The 19,472-nt window shown below is 45.2% G+C and carries 12 protein-coding genes and 5 pseudogenes; 5 read left to right on the forward strand and 12 right to left on the reverse strand.

The window, feature by feature from the left end:
* The first annotated feature begins 545 nt into the window (after positions 1-545).
* The 3 genes from AC0L66_RS14105 to AC0L66_RS14115 all read left to right on the forward strand — a co-directional run bounded on the left by AC0L66_RS14105 (position 546) and on the right by AC0L66_RS14115 (position 2,971).
* Positions 546-1,295, forward strand: coding sequence for a 5-oxoprolinase subunit PxpA (locus AC0L66_RS14105; RefSeq protein ID WP_473567737.1), 750 nt, complete (start codon positions 546-548; stop codon positions 1,293-1,295).
* On the forward strand, positions 1,285-1,899 hold the full coding sequence (locus AC0L66_RS14110) for a 5-oxoprolinase subunit B family protein (protein ID WP_473567738.1): 615 nt from the start codon (positions 1,285-1,287) through the stop codon (positions 1,897-1,899). Before AC0L66_RS14105 ends, AC0L66_RS14110 begins: the two co-directional genes overlap by 11 nt.
* A 67-nt stretch (positions 1,900-1,966) precedes the next feature.
* Positions 1,967-2,971: a 5-oxoprolinase subunit C family protein gene (locus AC0L66_RS14115; protein ID WP_265675857.1), complete on the forward strand. Its 1,005-nt coding sequence runs from the start codon at positions 1,967-1,969 to the stop codon at positions 2,969-2,971.
* Positions 2,972-3,058: 87 nt separating this feature from the next.
* On the opposite strand, the pseudogene AC0L66_RS14120 reads toward AC0L66_RS14115, so the two are convergent.
* From AC0L66_RS14120 to znuA, 4 genes and pseudogenes are all read right to left on the reverse strand, one after another.
* Positions 3,059-3,358: pseudogene (locus tag AC0L66_RS14120) on the reverse strand (helix-turn-helix transcriptional regulator); the annotation flags it as partial.
* A gap of 194 nt (positions 3,359-3,552) precedes the next feature.
* A complete protein-coding gene (locus AC0L66_RS14125) occupies positions 3,553-6,126 on the reverse strand; it encodes a hypothetical protein (protein ID WP_473567740.1) in 2,574 nt (857 codons plus the stop codon).
* A gap of 44 nt (positions 6,127-6,170) precedes the next feature.
* On the reverse strand, positions 6,171-6,428 hold the full coding sequence (locus tag AC0L66_RS14130; RefSeq protein ID WP_473567742.1) for a hypothetical protein: 258 nt from the start codon (positions 6,426-6,428) through the stop codon (positions 6,171-6,173).
* 313 nt (positions 6,429-6,741) lie between these two features.
* The gene (znuA, locus tag AC0L66_RS14135) at positions 6,742-7,620 is read right to left on the reverse strand and encodes a zinc ABC transporter substrate-binding protein ZnuA (protein ID WP_265675859.1); all 879 of its coding nucleotides are present in this window, start codon (positions 7,618-7,620) and stop codon (positions 6,742-6,744) included.
* A gap of 82 nt (positions 7,621-7,702) precedes the next feature.
* On the opposite strand from znuA, the pseudogene znuC reads away from it, so the two are divergent.
* Both znuC and znuB read left to right on the forward strand, forming a co-directional pair.
* Positions 7,703-8,493: pseudogene (gene znuC / locus AC0L66_RS14140) on the forward strand (zinc ABC transporter ATP-binding protein ZnuC).
* Positions 8,486-9,271 (forward strand): zinc ABC transporter permease subunit ZnuB, encoded by a 786-nt coding sequence (gene znuB / locus AC0L66_RS14145; RefSeq protein ID WP_265675869.1) that lies wholly within the window; start codon positions 8,486-8,488, stop codon positions 9,269-9,271. The pseudogene znuC and the gene znuB overlap by 8 nt, the downstream one beginning before the upstream one ends.
* A 133-nt stretch (positions 9,272-9,404) precedes the next feature.
* Here the strand turns inward: znuB and sucD are convergent, their stop codons facing one another.
* The 8 genes and pseudogenes from sucD to sdhC all read right to left on the reverse strand — a co-directional run bounded on the left by sucD (position 9,405) and on the right by sdhC (position 19,092).
* Positions 9,405-10,277 (reverse strand): succinate--CoA ligase subunit alpha, encoded by an 873-nt coding sequence (gene sucD / locus AC0L66_RS14150; RefSeq protein WP_473567743.1) that lies wholly within the window; start codon positions 10,275-10,277, stop codon positions 9,405-9,407.
* Positions 10,277-11,444, reverse strand: a pseudogene (sucC, locus tag AC0L66_RS14155) (ADP-forming succinate--CoA ligase subunit beta). Before sucC ends, sucD begins: the two are co-directional and overlap by 1 nt.
* A 243-nt stretch (positions 11,445-11,687) precedes the next feature.
* On the reverse strand, positions 11,688-12,893 hold the full coding sequence (odhB, locus tag AC0L66_RS14160; protein WP_265677401.1) for a 2-oxoglutarate dehydrogenase complex dihydrolipoyllysine-residue succinyltransferase: 1,206 nt from the start codon (positions 12,891-12,893) through the stop codon (positions 11,688-11,690).
* 21 nt (positions 12,894-12,914) lie between these two features.
* A pseudogene (sucA, locus tag AC0L66_RS14165) lies at positions 12,915-15,735 on the reverse strand (2-oxoglutarate dehydrogenase E1 component).
* A 127-nt stretch (positions 15,736-15,862) separates the two neighbouring features.
* Positions 15,863-16,573 carry a succinate dehydrogenase iron-sulfur subunit gene (locus AC0L66_RS14170; protein ID WP_265677403.1) on the reverse strand — a complete coding sequence of 237 codons (711 nt, stop codon included), beginning with the start codon at positions 16,571-16,573 and terminating at the stop codon, positions 15,863-15,865.
* A 15-nt stretch (positions 16,574-16,588) separates the two neighbouring features.
* Positions 16,589-18,358: pseudogene (gene sdhA / locus AC0L66_RS14175) on the reverse strand (succinate dehydrogenase flavoprotein subunit).
* Positions 18,359-18,706 carry a succinate dehydrogenase, hydrophobic membrane anchor protein gene (gene sdhD / locus AC0L66_RS14180; RefSeq protein ID WP_250615587.1) on the reverse strand — a complete coding sequence of 116 codons (348 nt, stop codon included), beginning with the start codon at positions 18,704-18,706 and terminating at the stop codon, positions 18,359-18,361. It abuts the pseudogene before it with no gap.
* Complete coding sequence (sdhC, locus tag AC0L66_RS14185) at positions 18,700-19,092, reverse strand: succinate dehydrogenase cytochrome b556 subunit (RefSeq protein ID WP_250615588.1); 393 nt, start codon at positions 19,090-19,092, stop codon at positions 18,700-18,702. Before sdhC ends, sdhD begins: the two co-directional genes overlap by 7 nt.
* Between the last annotated feature and the right edge of the window lie 380 nt (positions 19,093-19,472).

Consider the following 19,472-nt stretch of genomic DNA (forward strand, 5'->3'; position numbering starts at 1 on the left):
TTAGATCAACTTTGCGCTATTTGTAAGCGAACGTAACGTCAAAAAAACACGTCAATTTCGTCAAATCACTTCAAAAAAAGCGACAGTGATCGAATATACAACAAGATGAAAACATCAAAATAAACAAAAAACACACTTAAAATCAATAGCATAACCAATCAAAAACAAAGATGTCGCTATAGTAATGGTAGGTTGCCGTTTTTTTTATAAGTAAATTAAGTAGGAATCGCTATAGTAATTTTCAACAGAGCAAAGCGCTCCTGTAAATTAAATTCCAGAGGTGATGTGGTAACCCACATCACTCCGGCAGCAAGCGAAGGTGTCATTGGCACCCGCGGTATGGTCCCCCGGCTATGCCGCGATTTTTTTTGCGCCGCGTTTAGCCTCTCGACCTTATTCTGATAGATACAAGCCAGCCCCCCTTCTCATTGACATACCGATAGCGTGACTCAGCCCTTACAATCTCAACCTCTCACTGTGTATATTTGTCAATCAAACTGAAATTAATCATAATGGAACGCAAGTATTTCAGGGAATTAGATACGATGATAGGACTAAATGGTGATGTAGGAGAAAGCTATGGTAGCTGGTCTTTAGGTAAAGATGAGCAGCTCATACCTCTATTAGATAAAGCAAATATCGCCTGCGGCTTCCACGCCTCCGATCCTGAAACCATGTCCCACACCGTACAATTATGTCAACACCATCATGTATCGATTGGTGCCCATCCTGGCTACGACGATAAAGTCGGCTTTGGGCGACGAAGCATCACCATGTCCAGCGATGCCATCACCACATCAATTTTATACCAAGTCGGGGCGTTAGAAGGGATTTGCCAACTTCATGGCGGCCGTGTTGACTATATCAAGCCTCATGGTGCAATGTACCACGACATGATGCACTCAGCGTCGACCATGCAGGCTATCTTTACCGCTGCCAAAGCGCTCAACCTGCCGGTCATGCTATTCGCCAACAGCCACGCAGAGAAAACCCGACAGCTTGCCAAGCACATAGGCGTCTCGGTACTATTTGAAGCCTTTGCTGACCGCTTATATTTAGATAATGGTGAATTAGCACCTCGAAGCCAAGCTAACGCGGTATTCCACTCTAGCGAACAAATTTTGCAACAAGCCAGCCATCTATTACAAACGCAAACACTCATTACGGCATCTGGAAATAAACGACGCGTAATCGCCGATACACTTTGCGTTCATGGTGACAATGAAGCCTCCATCGAAGTCGCGACCGCTATTCGAGCAATAATCCACCGTGCAGGGCAAAACAATGGAGAATAAGCTAGAGATCTATTCAGTATCGGAATCTAGTCTTATTGTGTATTTTGGCAAAGCCATCGACGTTAACCTCCCCCGCGATATCTCAAGTTATGCCCAGCAAGTCACCCATGCTTTTCCGACGGCAATACTCAACTGCACGCCATCTTATACTTCTTTACTCATTGAGTTTCATCCGCTAAAACTGGATTGGTTAACGTTACAACGCTTTATATCAACCATAAAGCCGAGCCTTCCCCGCAATGATATAGCAGGGAATACGATAACCTTGCCGATCTTCTACGATGTAAGTACTGGACCAGACTTGACCACTATGGCCGAGCAACTAAACCTACCCAAAGAACAAATTATTGAGTTTCACCACTCCACACTTTACACCGTGTGTGCTATTGGGTTCGCACCTGGCTTTGCTTTTCTGGCTGACGTGCCCGAAAACATACGCATGCCTAGATTAACGGAACCAAGAAAAAGAGTTCCGCAGGGCAGTGTCGGTATTGCCGACCGACAGACGGCAGTATATCCACAGACGACGCCTGGGGGTGGAACATTATTGGCAACTGTCCATTGCAACTTTATGATGCAACCTCTCCACAGACATCGCGATTAAAAGTGGGCGATAAAGTGCAGTTTACCCCAATCAGTCAGCGTGATTTTTTTGAATTGGGGGGAACGACATGTCTAGACTGGTGATCGTCAATCCTGGCCACTTGAGCTTAGTTCAAGATTTAGGTCGTTGGGGTGTTGCCCAATATGGACTTAGCCAAGGTGGTGTTGCTGATTTACAGGCACATTGTTGGGCACAAAAAATGCTACAAAACCCGGCTTCAAATGCAAGTATTGAGATTTTATTTGGTCATGCACAATTCCGAGCTCTTGAACCCATCACCATGATGCTCAGTGGTGCGGATTGCTATGCAACCATAACGTCATCATCGGCGTCCGTAACTCAATCAGAACAGGCGGTTTCAAATTGGCAGCCTTTTACGCTACAGCCTGGTGAAACCTTACAACTAAATACACCCAAAACCGGAGCTCGAAGCTACTTATCAGTCAAAGGGGAGTTCCGACTCGACCTTAGCTTTGGCAGTGTATCGACCGTCGTGAGAAACCGTATAGGTGGGATTAAAAACGGCGAGCCACTACGCCAAGGTGATATCCTCACGATTAATGAACCTAACTCTCAGCACTGCGCCGAACACGAGTTAGTCGCCTCGTTAGGTGCAGCACCAAGATTTCTCAGGTCATATTACCCTCAAAAGCAGCGTATTCGGCTCATTCCTAGCTATCAATTTGCTAGCTTTGATACCACATTTATTAATGAATTATTTAACCGCTGGTTTACGGTCTCTGCACAAAGTGATCGAATGGGTATTCGCCTGTCTTCTTCTGAAACACCAATAACCACACCAATCATTAAGCAAGCAACGCTTAATCAAACCGATATCATCTCAGAAGGTATCGCATGTGGTTCGGTTCAAATTACCCACGGCGGCTCGCCCATCATTTTACTCCAAGATCGACAAACCCTTGGCGGCTATAGAAAAGCTGGTGTGATAGCCTTTCGAGATTTAGCAAAACTAGGTCAACTACGCCCAGGCGCTCAAATCCAATTTGAATTGACAAACATAGAAGTGGAAAGAGTAAAACAACGCGCTTTCTATCACTATTTTTCGTTATAACTATTTTTCGTTATAGCTAAAAATAGTGATAACCACGACTCACTAAAGACCGTGCTTGCCAAAGAGTCCGTTTGTTTTTGTGCATGCTTACGCGTTTTCGCTCTCATCAATATCCAAAGAGGCGAATTTAGAAGGTGAGATGCCAAAGTAAAGTTTAAATCGTTGCGAGAAGTATGAAGGGTCATTAAATCCACAGGAGAAAGCAACATCTACCACCTTCTCTCCTTGTAATAACATTTCACACGCTTTTTCCATGCGAATTTCGCTTAAGTAGTCAGAAAAAGTAACGCCAAATAATGACTTAAAACGCCTCTGTAAGCTGCGCTCGGAGATAAACAAGACCTTTGCCGCACTTGAAGTACTAAATTCTGGGTTACTGAACTGCTCTGAAACCAGTTGGGTGACATTCGCCTTCCAGTCACCGTGCTTCGGTTTGTCTGGACCGTTGCCTACCTCTGATTTCAATGTCTGTGCTTCAAAAGTAGTCGGTTCCAATGGCTCTGAGCCATCTTTACTGGTATCAATTAAATTAGCACTATAGAGATTCCAGCGAATCACCATACGATTGACCGCTCCTCGCTCTATTGGTCGCAGTTCTCCCCTGAGTTATGAATATGCAACGGTAAGCTACTTGGGCTAAAATCGAGCACTTTCTCAGTTTCTACACTATCAAGATCTTGTGGTGAACAGTTCACACTAGGCAAAGGTAGACCCGAATCTTCAAATGTCACACTTAACTTCGTTCTATCGACATCCACAGTGATACTAAGAACTTGTCCTCTCACTAAACGCTTTAAGGCATTAGATAAGACAGAGTTAAAAATGATATCTAGATTACAATCATCCAAGAAAACATAGCTCGTCTCAGGAAGAACTACGAGATTGATACGAACACCATGATAATCAAACTCTTGCTGCCATGCTTTGACCGTAAAGTTAATAATATTACTGACGGAACACACCGCGGGACGCTGACCTTCTTCATCAAAAATGGCATCTAGGTTTCGTAATCGCTCATTGAGTCCCATATTTTGTTTCACGTTATCTAAATAGGTATGCTTTGATGCATCGACGGCACTTTGGACTAAGTCACGCATTACCTGCTGCCGAACATGGAACACTTTTCTAAGCTGTTGGTTATTCCTAACGAGTACACGACTTTGATGCTGTAATTGCTCTGTTTTGAGAGAAACTTGTGTCTTCAGCATTTTGTTAATCGCCCTCACACGTCGCGATCGCCATAGCACAACCCAAACAATCATGGACAGCACACCAAAGAACGTAAACGCGTAAAAGCTTGCCGACTTATACCATGGCGTTAAAACCACCAACCCAAATGACTTTTGACTAAAACCGCTCTCATCACCGACAATGCGAATATAGAGTTGATGTTGCCCCTCTGTAGGCTTATCAAAATTAAGCTCTAGCCCTTGAATTACCGACCAATGATCATCACCATCAAAGCGATATTCAATCGCTTTACCCGACGGAAATGGCCATACACCAAACCGCACACCGATCGACTGACCATAAGGAATACGAAGATTCTTCATTGGTTCAGAACCAATAGACACGGATTGATTACCGACAGTAAGCTCAGTAATGAGTACGGTTTGAGTGGGAAGGGCTGTTTGCAGTAGCTCGCCTGATGTAAACTCAACAATTCCGTAGCGAGAACCAACCGCAATAGCGCCAGCCTCCTGATTGTATGCGCAACTTCCATCGACAAATTCATTATTAATCAAGCCATAAGGCTCAGATAGATGCCGTTTAATCTCACCTATAGGTAAGTACGCACTCACTCCCATCGACGTAATGACCCATAATGCCTTGTTGCCCTGAGTTACGCAGAGTGGGCGAATGTTGGCACGCTGCAATTCGACTTGGTTTAAATGTCGTCTTTCTGCCTCATAAGTAAAAACACCATAACTGCTCACAACCCAAAGGGTATCTTGCGTTGCTGCCATCTCAATCACACGACCAAAAGCTTCACTCTCACTGACATAGTGACTTTTCCCACTATCAATGAGGTATAGGCCATGATCCGTGCCGACAGCTATACGTTGCTTGTCCAACGCTTTCAATGTCGTTATTTTAGCGGGCAAGTGCTTGTTTAGCACCCAGTCAGTACCGTAATCCTTCAATTCATTATTGGCAATATTAAGAGCAAATAGGCGTAAACCACTACTCATCCACAATGTGCCACTATCCCCACTTTCAACCTCAAACGCGAGATGCTCAATATCAATGGGTAACGACGGGTATTCTTCCCGTATAGGCGTGACGCGATAACGCCCTAAATCAAGTGATAGCAACCCTCGCTCTGTCGCCAACCAAAGTGTTTTGTCTCGCTGCGCTACGGAAGAAACTTGCCCCCAAAACACCAACGTTGAAACACCTTGATTATTAACGGAATACAAACCATTGTTTGTGACGACCCAGTATCCACCTAGCGGGTTACTAAACATATCGAGCTTAGTGTCAATGCGCCTGAGGTCATCTTGGTAATTAACGGAAGAACGCCGAAATAACCCACTGTACTCGGAAAAGTAGCGAACACCACCATTCGTCGCAATCCACATTCCACTCATTCCATCACTGACTAATGAGTATATTTTTTCACCAAGCAGGCCGTATTCATCATTTAGATTGACCTCGACCTTATCGGCTTCTCCCAGCGCTTTATCAATCAGGTATAACCCATGCTCCGTTCCCACCCAGTAGTACCCTTCGGATTCTTCCAAGGTTAAAACATGAGAGTGTGCCAACGGATAGTACTGTGAGGTGGAGGTGGATGTGGATGTGGATGTATCGACATTATAGATTTCGACGCCCGTCGTAAATCCAACAACAAGCTGTTTGTTTTCTAACGAGTAATGGAGCGTTGATGCAGGGAAATTTGTTGAAAGTTTAAGCCGAGTTAACGACGCGTTGTCCCAACGAAATACGCCAATCGAAGTTGCTAGATACCAACCATTATCGATGAAAATCGCATCAGAAACATCAATAGACAACCCACTATGATAGCTTTCAAATAACGAAAGAGGCAACGTTGTTACTTGCTGGCTAGTCATTGAATACATGTAAAAATGCGATTCATCAACAAACCATAGATTGCTGTTAGATTCTCCCAAGTGGCGAATGGTATTTGTCAATTGCACATCGTAAATCAACTTCTCCTCACCCTCTGGAACTTGAGTCAGTACTTGGTTATCCCGGTGATACCAAAACCTACCTTGAGCAAACACCGCATTTGAAGCGGTAAAGGGGGATTTTCAAGAGTGACAAAACGGCGACCATCAAAAAAGCGAACTTTATCATGGACATCGAAAGACCAAAGCCCGCCATCCACACCGATATATAGCTGTTTTGCTGGTAAGTACTGTCCTTGCGATTGCAATTGAAGTGGGTAAAAAATTGGAGGGAACTCAACCGCTAGCACCTTAGAGCACAGCATTAAAAGGAGCCAGCACACACTCCTCGCCCACCATCTCATTTTGGCCCTAGATAGCTGCATTTTCTTCGCATAGCCAAATTCAGCCTCACAACAACGGGAAGCTGAATTTGACCAAAACGGATAATGAGAGGTGTGGTTCACAATCGCCCGGTTAATTTGCATCGATAATTATCGCTAATTTAATCGATTTATGACATTTATTAAAGCGCTCTCCGTTGATTACCGCGCGAATTGCTTAGACGATCACATCCCCACTCATCAGTGATTCACATCATTTCCTTTACCCTACGATGCTTATTGGAGTCCATGATACTTACTGAGATAAACAATCGGTGAAGCTATCTGACAACGCATGTAAGAACGTAAAGTAGCTCCCATCCTCGACAACAATATCCGTCCCGAGTGGATCAAGTCGGCCGATGTTTGTACCCGTGCCACGAGTGACCGATTCAATGACAGCTGGGGTGTATTGTGGCTCCGCAAACACGCACTTTATCTGTTTTTCCTTTAGCGTTGTTTTGATGCTAATCAGTGTCTTCGCACCTGGCTTACGCTCAGGACTAACCGTAAAGTGACCTAAGTTGTTTAGAGAAAAGTACGATTCAAAATACCCATAAGCATCATGAAAAACATAGTAACCTTCCGTTTGAATTGGCGCGAGATCTTGCTTTATTTCGCTTTCAGTTTGGCTGAGATTAGCTTCAAACTTAGCCAATTTTTGCTGATATTCAGTTCTATTTTCTGGGTCCAACGTTATCAACTTGGCACTAATCGCTTGGGCAACTTTTAGTGCTTGTTTAGGCCCTAACCACACGTGAGGATCATAGCTTCCATGATGGTGCCCTTCATGACCATGATCGTCATCGCCAAACTCACGCAGTGACATCCCTTCGATATCCACGACTTTAACTACGTTTGATTTACCTTCGAGCGATTTATCTAAAAAGCTCTCCAAATCGGGACCAAACCAAACAACGACATCACTACTGTTCAATCGCTTAACGTCTGAAGGTCGCATCGCATAATCATGAGGAGAAGCATTGGCGTTTAATAACGAAGACGTAGTTTGCCCTTCTAAAATGAGCTCATGGGAGATCATTTCAAACGGCTTGATGCTATTGAGCACCTCAATCGCCTGGGACTTCATTGGAACAAGTATTGCTAAAGCAGCAAAGGAAAGATAACGCAACATAGTGGCCTCAAGTGGTAGACTGGCTTAAGAGAGTTTTAAATGTTACATTATAACACTTAGCATTTGCAAATGAGTTCTATTCATGTCCGAATTAATTCGACTCGATGGGGTATCTGTCGAGTTCGGTAAACGTCGCGTGCTCGATAACATCACGTTGACGATAAATAAAGGCCAAATCCTCACCCTAATTGGCCCTAATGGTGCTTAAGTAAGTCCACCTTAGTGAAGGTATTACTTGGACTACAGAAGCGCTACCTTGGCCGTATTGAACGCGCTAAGAAGCTAAGAATCGGCTATGTGCCTCAAAAATTAACACTGAATGAAACGTTGCCACTTGATGTCGGACGATTCTTAGCACTTGCAGGAAAATACAGCGCCCAAGAACGACTTGATGCGCTCAAATTAGTCGGCGCTGAGCACCTCATCAAAAATAATATGCATCAGTTATCGGGTGGCGAAAACCAACGAGTGCTATTGGCACGAGCACTACTTCAACGTCCTGATCTGTTAGTATTAGATGAGCCAGCGCAAGGCGTTGATGTGCAGGGACAAATCGATTTATATGATTTAATTGATAACATACGTCATCGATTTGGTTGTGCGGTTTTTATGGTCTCTCATGATCTCCACCTTGTAATGGCTAAAACCGATGATGTCATTTGTCTCCACCACCATATTTGCTGCCAAGGGAGCCCCCAAACCATCACCCAACACCCTTCTTATATCGCCCTATTTGGCACAGCGACGAAGGAAACACTGGCTTTTTATCAACACCAACATACCCACCACCATCACGATTTATCCGGTGAAGCGGTGACGGGCGACGCATCGCAATGCGGGCATCATACACATGGGCACACTCACCATGATTGAGTTTTTACTTCCTTCTATTCTTGCCGGGCTTGGTATCGCTTTAATCGCGGGTCCACTTGGGTCTTTTGTGGTTTGGCGAAAGATGGCCTACTTCGGCGATACACTCGCTCACGCTTCTCTAATGGGGCTAGCGCTTGGTTTCTTGTTTGATATTAACCTGTATTTAGCACTGATCATTTGTTGTATGGCGCTAGCCGTCATATTGGTTACGCTGCAAAAGCAGCAGCTTGTCGCTACCGATACTTTATTAGGTATTTTAGCGCACAGTGCGTTGTCTCTCGGGCTCGTTGCCGTGAGTTTTCTAGACAATATTCGCGTCGATCTTATGAGTTACCTGTTTGGTGATTTACTCGCCGTTTCTCCGACTGATCTTGCCTATATTTATGCAGGCGTATTGGTCATTGGCGCGTTGTTATTTATTTTCTGGCGCTCTTTGCTCTCGACAACAGTCAGTGAGGATCTTGCAGCAGTTGAAGGCATCAATGTGGATTTGATGCGTCTATTGATTATGATAATGGTTGGACTTGTTATTGCTATCGGTATGAAATTTGTTGGAGCACTGATTATGACGTCACTACTGATTATACCCGCTGCTACTGCTCGTAAATTCACTCGAACTCCCGAAACAATGGCGTTTACCGCGTCAGCCATCGGTATGGTCGCAGTACTTTGTGGCTTGAGCCTTTCTTGGTTCTACGACACACCAGCTGGCCCCTCCGTGGTGATCAGCGCCGCCGCTTTTTTCTTATTAGCTCAACTAATGCCTTCACGTGATTAATAACCATCTATCAACGCGATAACGCATCATGGTCACATGGCTAAACTAAACCAGCTGTAATAAAAAGGGCTCCTACCGGAGCCCTTTTTCAAACGTACATTTAAAGGCTTGTCGCCTTAAACCAACTTGATTATTACCAACCGATCACTTCGCGAAGTGCTGAGCCAATGTCAGCTAAGCTTTTCACGGTTTTTACGCCCGCTTCTTCAAGCGCTGCAAATTTATCTTCTGCTGTACCTTTACCACCAGAAATAATCGCACCAGCATGACCCATACGCTTACCTGGAGGCGCAGTCACACCTGCAATGTAAGAAACGACTGGTTTCGTCACATTTGCCTTGATAAAGGCTGCCGCTTCTTCTTCCGCTGTGCCACCGATTTCACCGATCATAACGATTGCTTCGGTTTCTGGATCTTCTTGGAACAACTTCAAGATATCGATGAAGTTTGAACCAGGAATAGGGTCACCACCGATACCAACACACGTAGACTGACCAAAGCCTTCATCCGTTGTTTGCTTAACCGCTTCATAAGTTAGCGTTCCCGAGCGAGATACGATGCCCACTTTGCCTTTCTTATGAATATGGCCAGGCATGATACCAATCTTACACTCATCCGGCGTAATCACACCTGGACAGTTAGGACCAATCATTACCACACCCGCTTCATCTAGACGGACTTTAACGTCTAAAAGATCAAGCGTTGGAATACCTTCAGTGATAGTTACGATAAGCTTGATGCCCGCATCAATCGCTTCTAGAATTGCGTCTTTACAAAATGGTGCTGGTACATAGATAACTGATGCTGTTGCACCTGTCGTTTCTACTGCTTCACGAACCGTGTTAAATACCGGTAGACCAAGGTGAGTTTGACCTCCTTTACCTGGCGATACACCGCCAACCATTTTTGTTCCGTAATCAATCGCTTGCTCTGAGTGGAACGTACCTTGACCACCAGTAAAGCCCTGACAAATAACTTTAGTATCTTTATTAATTAGTACAGACATTATTTGCCCTCCGCTGCAGCAACAACTTTTTCCGCAGCTTCAGTTAGAGAAGTCGCAGCTATGATATTTAGACCACTTTCCGCTAATTTTTGCGAACCTAGAGGTGCATTGTTACCTTCAAGACGAACGACAACAGGGACTTTAACGCCCACTTCTTCCACTGCGCCAATGATGCCGTCAGCAATCAGGTCACAGCGAACAATACCACCGAAGATATTAACAAGAACCGCTTTTACATTCGTGTCTGACAGGATGATCTTGAACGCTTCTGTTACACGCTCTTTTGTCGCACCGCCCCCTACATCGAGGAAGTTTGCAGGTTGACCGCCGTGTAGGTTTACGATATCCATCGTACCCATTGCTAGACCTAACACCGTTTACCATGCAACCAATGCTACCATCAAGCGCGACATAGTTCAGTTCCCACTGAGCTGCATGTGCTTCACGCTCATCTTCTTGAGATGGATCGTGCATCTCGCGAAGCTTAGGCTGACGGTACATCGCGTTTGAATCAATGTTGATCTTGCCATCAAGACAAAGAAGGTTACCTTCCGCCGTGACCACAAGTGGGTTGATTTCAAGTAGAGCTAAGTCGTACTGAGCAAACATGTTGCCAAGACCTAAGAAAATCTTAACGAACTGTTTAATTTGGTCGCCAACAAGACCCAGTTTAAATGCAAGCTCACGGCCTTGGTAGGCTTGAGGACCGACAAGCGGATCAATCGCGGCTTGGTGGATTAATTCTGGCGTTTCTTCAGCAATCTTTTCAATGTCCACACCACCTTCTGTTGATGCCATGAACACGATACGACGCGTTGCACGGTCAACCACTGCACCTAAATACAATTCATTGGCGATGTTTGATGCTTCTTCAACCAAAATCTTAGTGACAGGCTGACCATTTGCATCAGTTTGGAAAGTCACCAGGTTTTTTCCTAGCCATTTCTGCGCAAACTCTTTAACGCCTTCTTTCGTATCATGAAGTTCAACGCCACCCGCTTTACCGCGGCCACCTGCGTGAACCTGACATTTAACGACTTTTTTCTCTGTGCTAATGCGGCCAGCCGCTTCGAACGCTTCTTGGGCTGTATCACATGCAAAGCCTTCTGGTACAGGCAAACCGAATTCTGCAAACAGCTGTTTGGCTTGGTATTCATGCAAATTCATTTCGTTATTCCATTTGTTTATCCCTAAAGGGATTTATTATTTCCATAAAGCCGATAAGTGGGCCATACGTCTGTAGGAGGTACTTCTACGAATCACCCAGTAAAGGGCTAAATAAGAGCTAGACGCTGAGCCTGCCTAGCTCCTGTTACTTGGGATGACTACACACCCCAATAAACAAACAACACGTTGTTATATATTGTTCAACACATTACCTATCGAGCAATTTCCACATTGACCAATACGTTATACATCGAGCAATAAACGTGCTGGATCTTCTAATAGTTCTTTAATTGTCACCAAGAAACCCACCGACTCACGACCATCGATTAGACGGTGATCATAAGATAGCGCTAGGTACATCATTGGTAGAATTTCGACTTTGCCATCAACCGCCATTGGTCGGTCTTGGATTTTATGCATCCCCAAGATAGCCGCTTGCGGTGGGTTGATGATTGGCGTTGACATCAATGAACCGAAAACGCCGCCGTTCGTGATAGTAAAATTACCACCCGTCAGCTCTTCGACCGTTAACTTACCGTCGCGGCCTTTGATTGCGAGCTCTTTGATGCCTTTTTCAATATCAGCAAAACCCAAGGTGTCGCAATCTTTAAGGACTGGTGTCACCAAACCACGTGGCGTCGATACCGCCATGCTAATGTCGAAGTAATTGTGATAAACAATTTCTTCACCATCAATGGATGCATTCACTTCAGGGAAACGCTTCAACGCTTCGGTCACGGCTTTCACATAAAAAGACATAAAGCCGAGGCGCGTGCCATGACGCTCCTCAAACTGGTCTTTATATTGCTTACGCAAGTCCATAATTGGCTTCATGTTAACTTCATTGAATGTTGTTAACATTGCCGTGCTATTTTTCGCTTCAAGCAGACGCTCGGCAACACGCTTACGAAGACGAGTCATTGGAACTCGTTTTTGGCTGCGCGCCGAAATAGGAGCAACGGCTGCCGTCTCTTCCGCTTTTGGTGCGTTCTTCGCAGCAGCTAGGTGTGCTTCAATGTCTTCGCGAGTGATTCTGCCGCCAACGCCAGAACCCTTCACATCTTCTGCTTTTAAGCTGTGTTCACCCAGTAAACGGCGAACGGCTGGGCTTAACGCGTCGTTTGACTCTTCTGTCAGTGCCGCTTTGTGGCGCTTGTCAGGAGAAGCTTGGGTTGAATCCGTCGTATCTGTTGTCGGCTCGCCCGCCACCGCACCCGGCTTCAGACGTGCAATCAGCTCTTTAGATAGAACCGTCGCCCCTTCTTCTTGAATAATTTCTTCCAGTACACCTGCTTCTGGCGCAGGGACTTCAAGGACTACTTTATCCGTTTCAATGTCTACAATGACTTCATCTCGAGCCACTGCTTCACCTGGTTTCTTATGCCAAGTCGCGACGGTTGCGTCAGCGACAGATTCAGGTAAGTCTGGAACCAGAATTTCAATTGTCATATCTGTTTCTTCCTTTTACTTCTAGTTCTTAATCAAGGTCAACGCGTCTTCGATCAACGCTTTCTGTTGTTTCAAGTGTACTGACATATAACCAACGGCAGGTGAAGCAGAGGCTGGACGCCCTGCATATTTCAAATCAACACCTACAGGAATCGCTGCACGGAAATTGTGTTGGCTTGAATACCAAGCGCCTTGGTTTTGTGGCTCTTCTTGACACCACACCACGTCTTGTACATTGGTATACTTCGAAATTTTCGCTCTAACATCATCCAGTGGGAATGGGTAAAGCTGTTCAATACGTACTATCGCAACATCTTCTTGCTCATTGTTACGACGCTGCTCTAGAAGATCAAAGTACACTTTGCCAGAACAGAAAATGACACGTTTTACGTTCTCTGGATTAAGGTCATCCACTTCACCAATCGCAGGTTCAAATGTCCCCGATGCCAAGTCATCAAGACTTGATGTACATAAAGGATGGCGAAGTAGCGATTTTGGTGACATCACAATCAACGGTCGACGCATTGGTCGTACGACCTGACGACGTATCATGTGATAAACCTGGAGCTTGGTGTTGACGGGATAATGACTTGCATGTTTTGCTCAGCACAAAGCTGCAAGTAACGCTCTAGTCTTGCCGATGAATGTTCAGGTCCTTGGCCTTCATAGCCATGCGGAAGCAACATGGTCAAGCCACATAAACGTCCCCACTTTTGCTCTCCAGACGAGATGAATTGGTCAATAACCACTTGAGCACCATTAGCAAAATCGCCAAACTGGGCTTCCCAAATGGTTAAACCACTCGGCTCTGCGGTTGCGTAACCGTACTCAAACGCCAGTACCGCTTCTTCTGATAACACGGAGTCAAATACTTGGAATGGCCCCTGTTTATCATGAATATTTGCTAACGGAATGTAAGTGCTCGCGTCATCTTGGTTATGAAGAACAGAGTGTCTGTGGAAGAAAGTACCTCGTCCTGCATCCTGGCCTGAGATACGAATGCGCTTACCATCATCAAGAATCGTCGCGTAAGCCAGTGTTTCAGCCATACCCCAATCAACCATCTTTTCGCCACTCATCATGGCGGCGCGATCGTTGTAGAGTTTATTAACTCGACTTTGTAATTTATGACTTTCTGGGAACTGTCCTAGGCGCTCGCCTAGTTCAATAACGCGTTCTTTTCCAACGGCGCTGTCCCATTCCATATCCCACTCATGCCCGAGGTAAGGAGACCAGTCAACAGAGTGAAGTGCCATTGGGCGCCACTCTTTTACCACCACTTCACCGCGATCTAATGCATCACGGTATTCGTTCACCATTTGAGTTGCGGTTTCGATATCGCTCTCATTACGCTCGATCAATACATCTGCGTACAGCTTACGTGGTGTTGGGTGTTTTTTGATCTTCTGATACATCAACGGTTGAGTTGCATTCGGCTCGTCGGCTTCGTTGTGACCATGGCGACGGTAACAAACGAGGTCAATAATCACGTCTTTGTGGAACGTGTTTCTAAAATCAAGTGCAATTCGAGTGACGAAAGCGACCGCTTCTGGATCATCGGAGTTAACATGGAAGATTGGAGCCTGAACCATCTTGGCGATGTCAGTACAGTACATGGTAGAACGCATGTCATGTGGGTTTGATGTAGTGAAGCCCACTTGGTTGTTCACCACGATTCGAACCGTGCCACCAACTCGGAATCCACGAGCTTGCGACATATTGAACGTTTCTGCCACCACACCTTGCCCTGCAATCGCAGAATCACCGTGAATGGTAATAGGAAGTACCATGCTACCGTCTTTATCACCAAGGCGATCTTGACGCGCTCGTACAGAGCCAATAACCACTGGATTAACGATCTCTAGGTGAGAAGGGTTGAATGCTAATGCTAAATGCACATCCCCACCTGGTGTCGCAAAATCGGCTGAGAAACCTTGGTGATATTTAACATCACCAGTACCCCAAGTATCGTCGTGCTTCTTACCCGCAAATTCATCAAACAAGTCTTGTGGTTTTTTACCTAAGACGTTGACCAGCATATTGAGTCGACCACGGTGAGCCATCCCAATAACCACTTCGCGTAAACCAGATGCACCCGCATGACGAATGAGCTCTTTCGTCATTGGCACTAGCGCATCACCACCTTCTAAAGAAAAACGTTTTGCACCTGGGAATTTAGCACCTAAATAGCGCTCAAGACCTTCCGCTGCAGTCAGTTCTTCTAAAAAGGTATTTTTTTGGTCTTCGTCAAAGGAAGGTTGACCAACTACAGACTCAAGTCGTTGCTGAATCCAACGCTTTTGTTCGGTGTTCGTCATGTGCATGTATTCAGCGCCAACAGAACCACAATAGGTTTTTTGTAGGGCTTTATGCAGGTCTCTCAACGTCATGCTCTCTTGGCCAATGGCAAAAGAACCCACGTTAAAGGTTTCGTCTAAATCATCATCCGTTAAAGAGTGGAATGCAGGTTCAAGTTCTGCAACGGGGGACGCTTCCACAACCCTAATGGGTCAAGATCTGCTGCTTGATGACCGCGAAAGCGGTATGCGTTGATAAGCTGTAGTACTTTTACTTGCTTAGCATCGACTTCTGGATCACTTACTTGGGCACTTGAATGCTTTGTTTCTTTCGCGAGTCGTCGGAAGTAATCACGGACACGTGAATGCGGTTGTTCAACCACATCGTCAGGCTGCATAGGCAACCCATCAAAAACACGTCTCCACTCCTCACTTACCTGTTCGGGATCACTTAGATACAGTTCGTAGAGGTCCTCTACGTAGGTTGCATTGGCGCCAGCCAAGTGTGAAGACTCGAGCCATGCCTTCATCACGCCGTTGTGCATATTTTCCCTTACCAGTAGTTTTCATAGTTGCTGCGGTCTAAGCCGAGCTATCGAAAGTCGATTCTCATAGAGAGAGCCCTCTACTCGAATCGACAATATTTATAGACTAAAACAACGCCGGATTTGTTTAAATCGAACGGTTCACTAACATCGATTTAATGTGTCCAATCGCTTTTGTTGGATTTAATCCCTTAGGGCATACACTGACACAGTTCATGATACCGTGACAACGAAATACGCTAAATGCGTCATCCAATTCAGATAATCGTTCCTCTGTCGCCGTATCACGGCTATCAATTAGCCAACGATAAGCCGCCAATAGACCCGCAGGTCCAATAAACTTGTCTGGGTTCCACCAGAAAGAAGGACACGACGTTGTACAACATGCACACATGATACACTCATAAAGCCCATCAAGATGTGCTCGTTCTTCAGGAGATTGTAAGTTCTCTCTTGAAGGAGGCAAATTGCCATCAGAAACAAGAAACGGCTTAACTTTCGAGTAGTTATCATAAAACTGAGTCATGTCGACAATCAAGTCTCGTACCACAGGTAACCCTGGCAAAGGACGAATAACTATCTTGTCACCCTGCAAAGCAGACAACGGTGTGATACACGCGAGACCATTTTTGCCGTTCATGTTTAAACCATCAGAGCCACACACACCCTCACGGCAAGAACGTCGAAACGAAATGCTAGGATCTTGTTCTTTTAATAGAATTAAAGCATCGAGTAACATCATATCGGAGCCTTCATCCACCTCAAGGGTGTAATCTTTCATGTAAGGCTTCTGATCGACATCAGGGTTGTAACGATACAAAGAGAAATTCAGTTGCATAATTTTGTCCTCCTCTTAGTACGTACGTGCTTTTGGTGGAAAAGCTTCACGATGTACTGGTTCCATGTTTACGCCACGCTTCGACATCGCTTCTGTCTCAGGATTGTAGATGGAGTGGCATAGCCATTGCTCATCATCACGATCTGGGAAGTCGAATCGAGCATGAGCACCACGGCTTTCTGTACGGTAGTTCGCCGCCACAGCCGTTGCAAATGCCGTTTCCATTAGGTTTTCAAGCTCTAAACATTCAATACGCTGCGTGTTGAATTCTGTCGATTTATCAGACAGGTAGGCATTATTCAAACGTTCACGAATGACTTTTAGTTCTTCAAGTCCTTTTGCCATCGCATCACCTTCACGGAACACCGAGAAGTTGTTTTGCATACATTGCTGCAAATCCTTACGAATTTGAGCTGGGTCTTCACCGCCAGTGCTATTTTCCCATCGGTTGTAACGTTCTAGCGAGCGCTCAATATCAGCGTCAGTCGCTCGGTTTTGCGTCCGCTTGTTTATTCAGTGTTTCGCCAAGGTGTAGACCTGTAGCACGACCAAATACCACCAAATCAAGTAGCGAGTTGCCACCTAAGCGGTTCGCACCATGCACGGATACCGAGGCAATTTCACCACAAGCAAATAAACCTTGAATCTCTACATCCGATCCATTGGCATCTTGCTTAATAGCTTGACCCGAAACTTGAGTCGGCACGCCACCCATCATGTAGTGACAAGTTGGTATAACTGGGATTGGCTCTTTGACTGGATCAACGTGAGCAAACGTACGAGACAACTCACAAACACCAGGAAGACGCGACTCAAGTGTATCTTTACCCAAATGATCAAGTTTCAGCTTGATGTGCGGTCCCCAAGGGCCATCACAACCACGGCCTTCACGAATCTCAATCATCATCGAACGCGCAACCACATCACGACCAGCCAAGTCCTTCGCATTTGGTGCATAGCGCTCCATGAAACGTTCGCCATCTTTATTTAGAAGGTAACCACCTTCACCACGACACCCTTCCGTCACAAGTACCCCTGCGCCCGCAATACCCGTTGGGTGGAATTGCCACATTTCGATATCTTGCATTGGAACACCAGCGCGAATTGCCATACCCACACCATCACCGAGCATTGATATGCGCATTCGTTGTCGAGGCATAAATACGACCAGCGCCACTCGGTTGCTAAAATCGTCGCCTTGGATTTGAAATAACACACTTCACCCGTTTCCATGCAAAGTGCCGTACAACCCATAATGGCGCCGTCTTCATTCTTCACAAGATCAAGCGCATACCATTCTGAGAAAATCGTGGTCTTGTGCTTGATATTTTGCTGGTAAAGCGTGTGAAGCAATGCGTGACCAGTACGGTCAGCGGCAGCGGCGGTACGCGCAGCTTGCTCACCACCAAAGTTTTTAGATTGGCCACCAAATGGACGTTGGTAGATAGAGCCATTATCAAAACGAGAAAATGGCAATCCCATTTTTTCAAGTTCAATAACAGATTCAGGTCCGTTCTTACACATATACTCAATGGCATCTTGGTCGCCGATATAATCGGAACCTTTTACCGTGTCGTACATATGCTGTTCCCAGTGATCCTCATGCGCATTACCTAGCGCAACGGTAATACCACCTTGAGCGGATACCGTATGTGAACGAGTTGGGAAAACTTTTGATAAAAGAGCACAGCTTAAGCCTTGCTCTGAAATTTGTAGAGCAGCACGCATACCCGCACCACCAGCGCCGATTACAACAGCGTCAAACTCTCTAACTGGAATAGTCACTTACGCACCCCACAGAATAAAGAAACCAGAGAAGAAATAACCAAGAAGCACTGCAATAATGGCCAACTGCAGTCCACCACGTAACTTGGTGCATTTGATATAGTCTGTAAGAACTTGCCATAAACCGATCCAGGCATGAATCAGTACTGATGTCAGGGCGAGCATCGTGAAGACTTTAGTAAAGGTCCCACCAAAAAATTGCGTCCATGACACATAAGAGATATCGCCAGAAAAGGCACAAAAGCTTACGATATAAATCGTATAAAGCGTCATAATGATCGCCGTTGCACGAATCAATAAGAAATCGTGAACGCCATTACGACCAACTGAAGAAACACTACCTACCATACTAATACTCCCGCCAATAGAGACAGAATACCTGTCAAGATGAAGGAAACCTTGGCACTTTTTGCGCCCGTATCGAGCTCTTCAAAATGACCAAGATCCATAAGCAAATGACGAATACCACCAACAATGTGGTAAGCCAATGCCGTCAATATTCCCCAAAGAATAAACGTCACGAAGAAACCGTCGACGATGTCTGCCGCTTCAGCGAATCCAATAGGGGAGGAAAGTGACTTGGATAGTAACCATAGGAGGATTCCAATCGACACAAAAGTAATCACACCCGACACTCGGTGCAGGATGGACGCAATTGCCGTGATTGGCATTTTTATTGTTTGTAAATCTAAATTAACAGGTCTGGGCTTTCTTTCTTTCATGGGCTTGCTCACTCAGCTCCATTGAGCATTTATTGTTATAGATAAATTTTGGCTTGGAAGCCTCAAAAATTAACACAAACTTAACAATTATTCCGTGTTACAACCGAGATAATTGTAATGAAAATGTTAAACACCTAGGGTTAGCACCGACCTCACTTCGGTTTGTACCCTCGATTTTATAAGGACTCAGCCAAAATTTTCACCGCAACTATACGGCTGGCAACATTCTAATACAATTGCTGTAACAAAATATGCTACACAGCACAGATTTTTAACCATTTTTCCTTAAAAAATCATAACAAGTGCACACAAAACCGTATATAAATTGACTTTGAAGTCGAAGCAAAGTAAAAAATTGGCACATAAACATCCTGGACGGATTAAATAATAAA

This window comes from Vibrio sp. GJ43-1 (assembly GCF_055808835.1).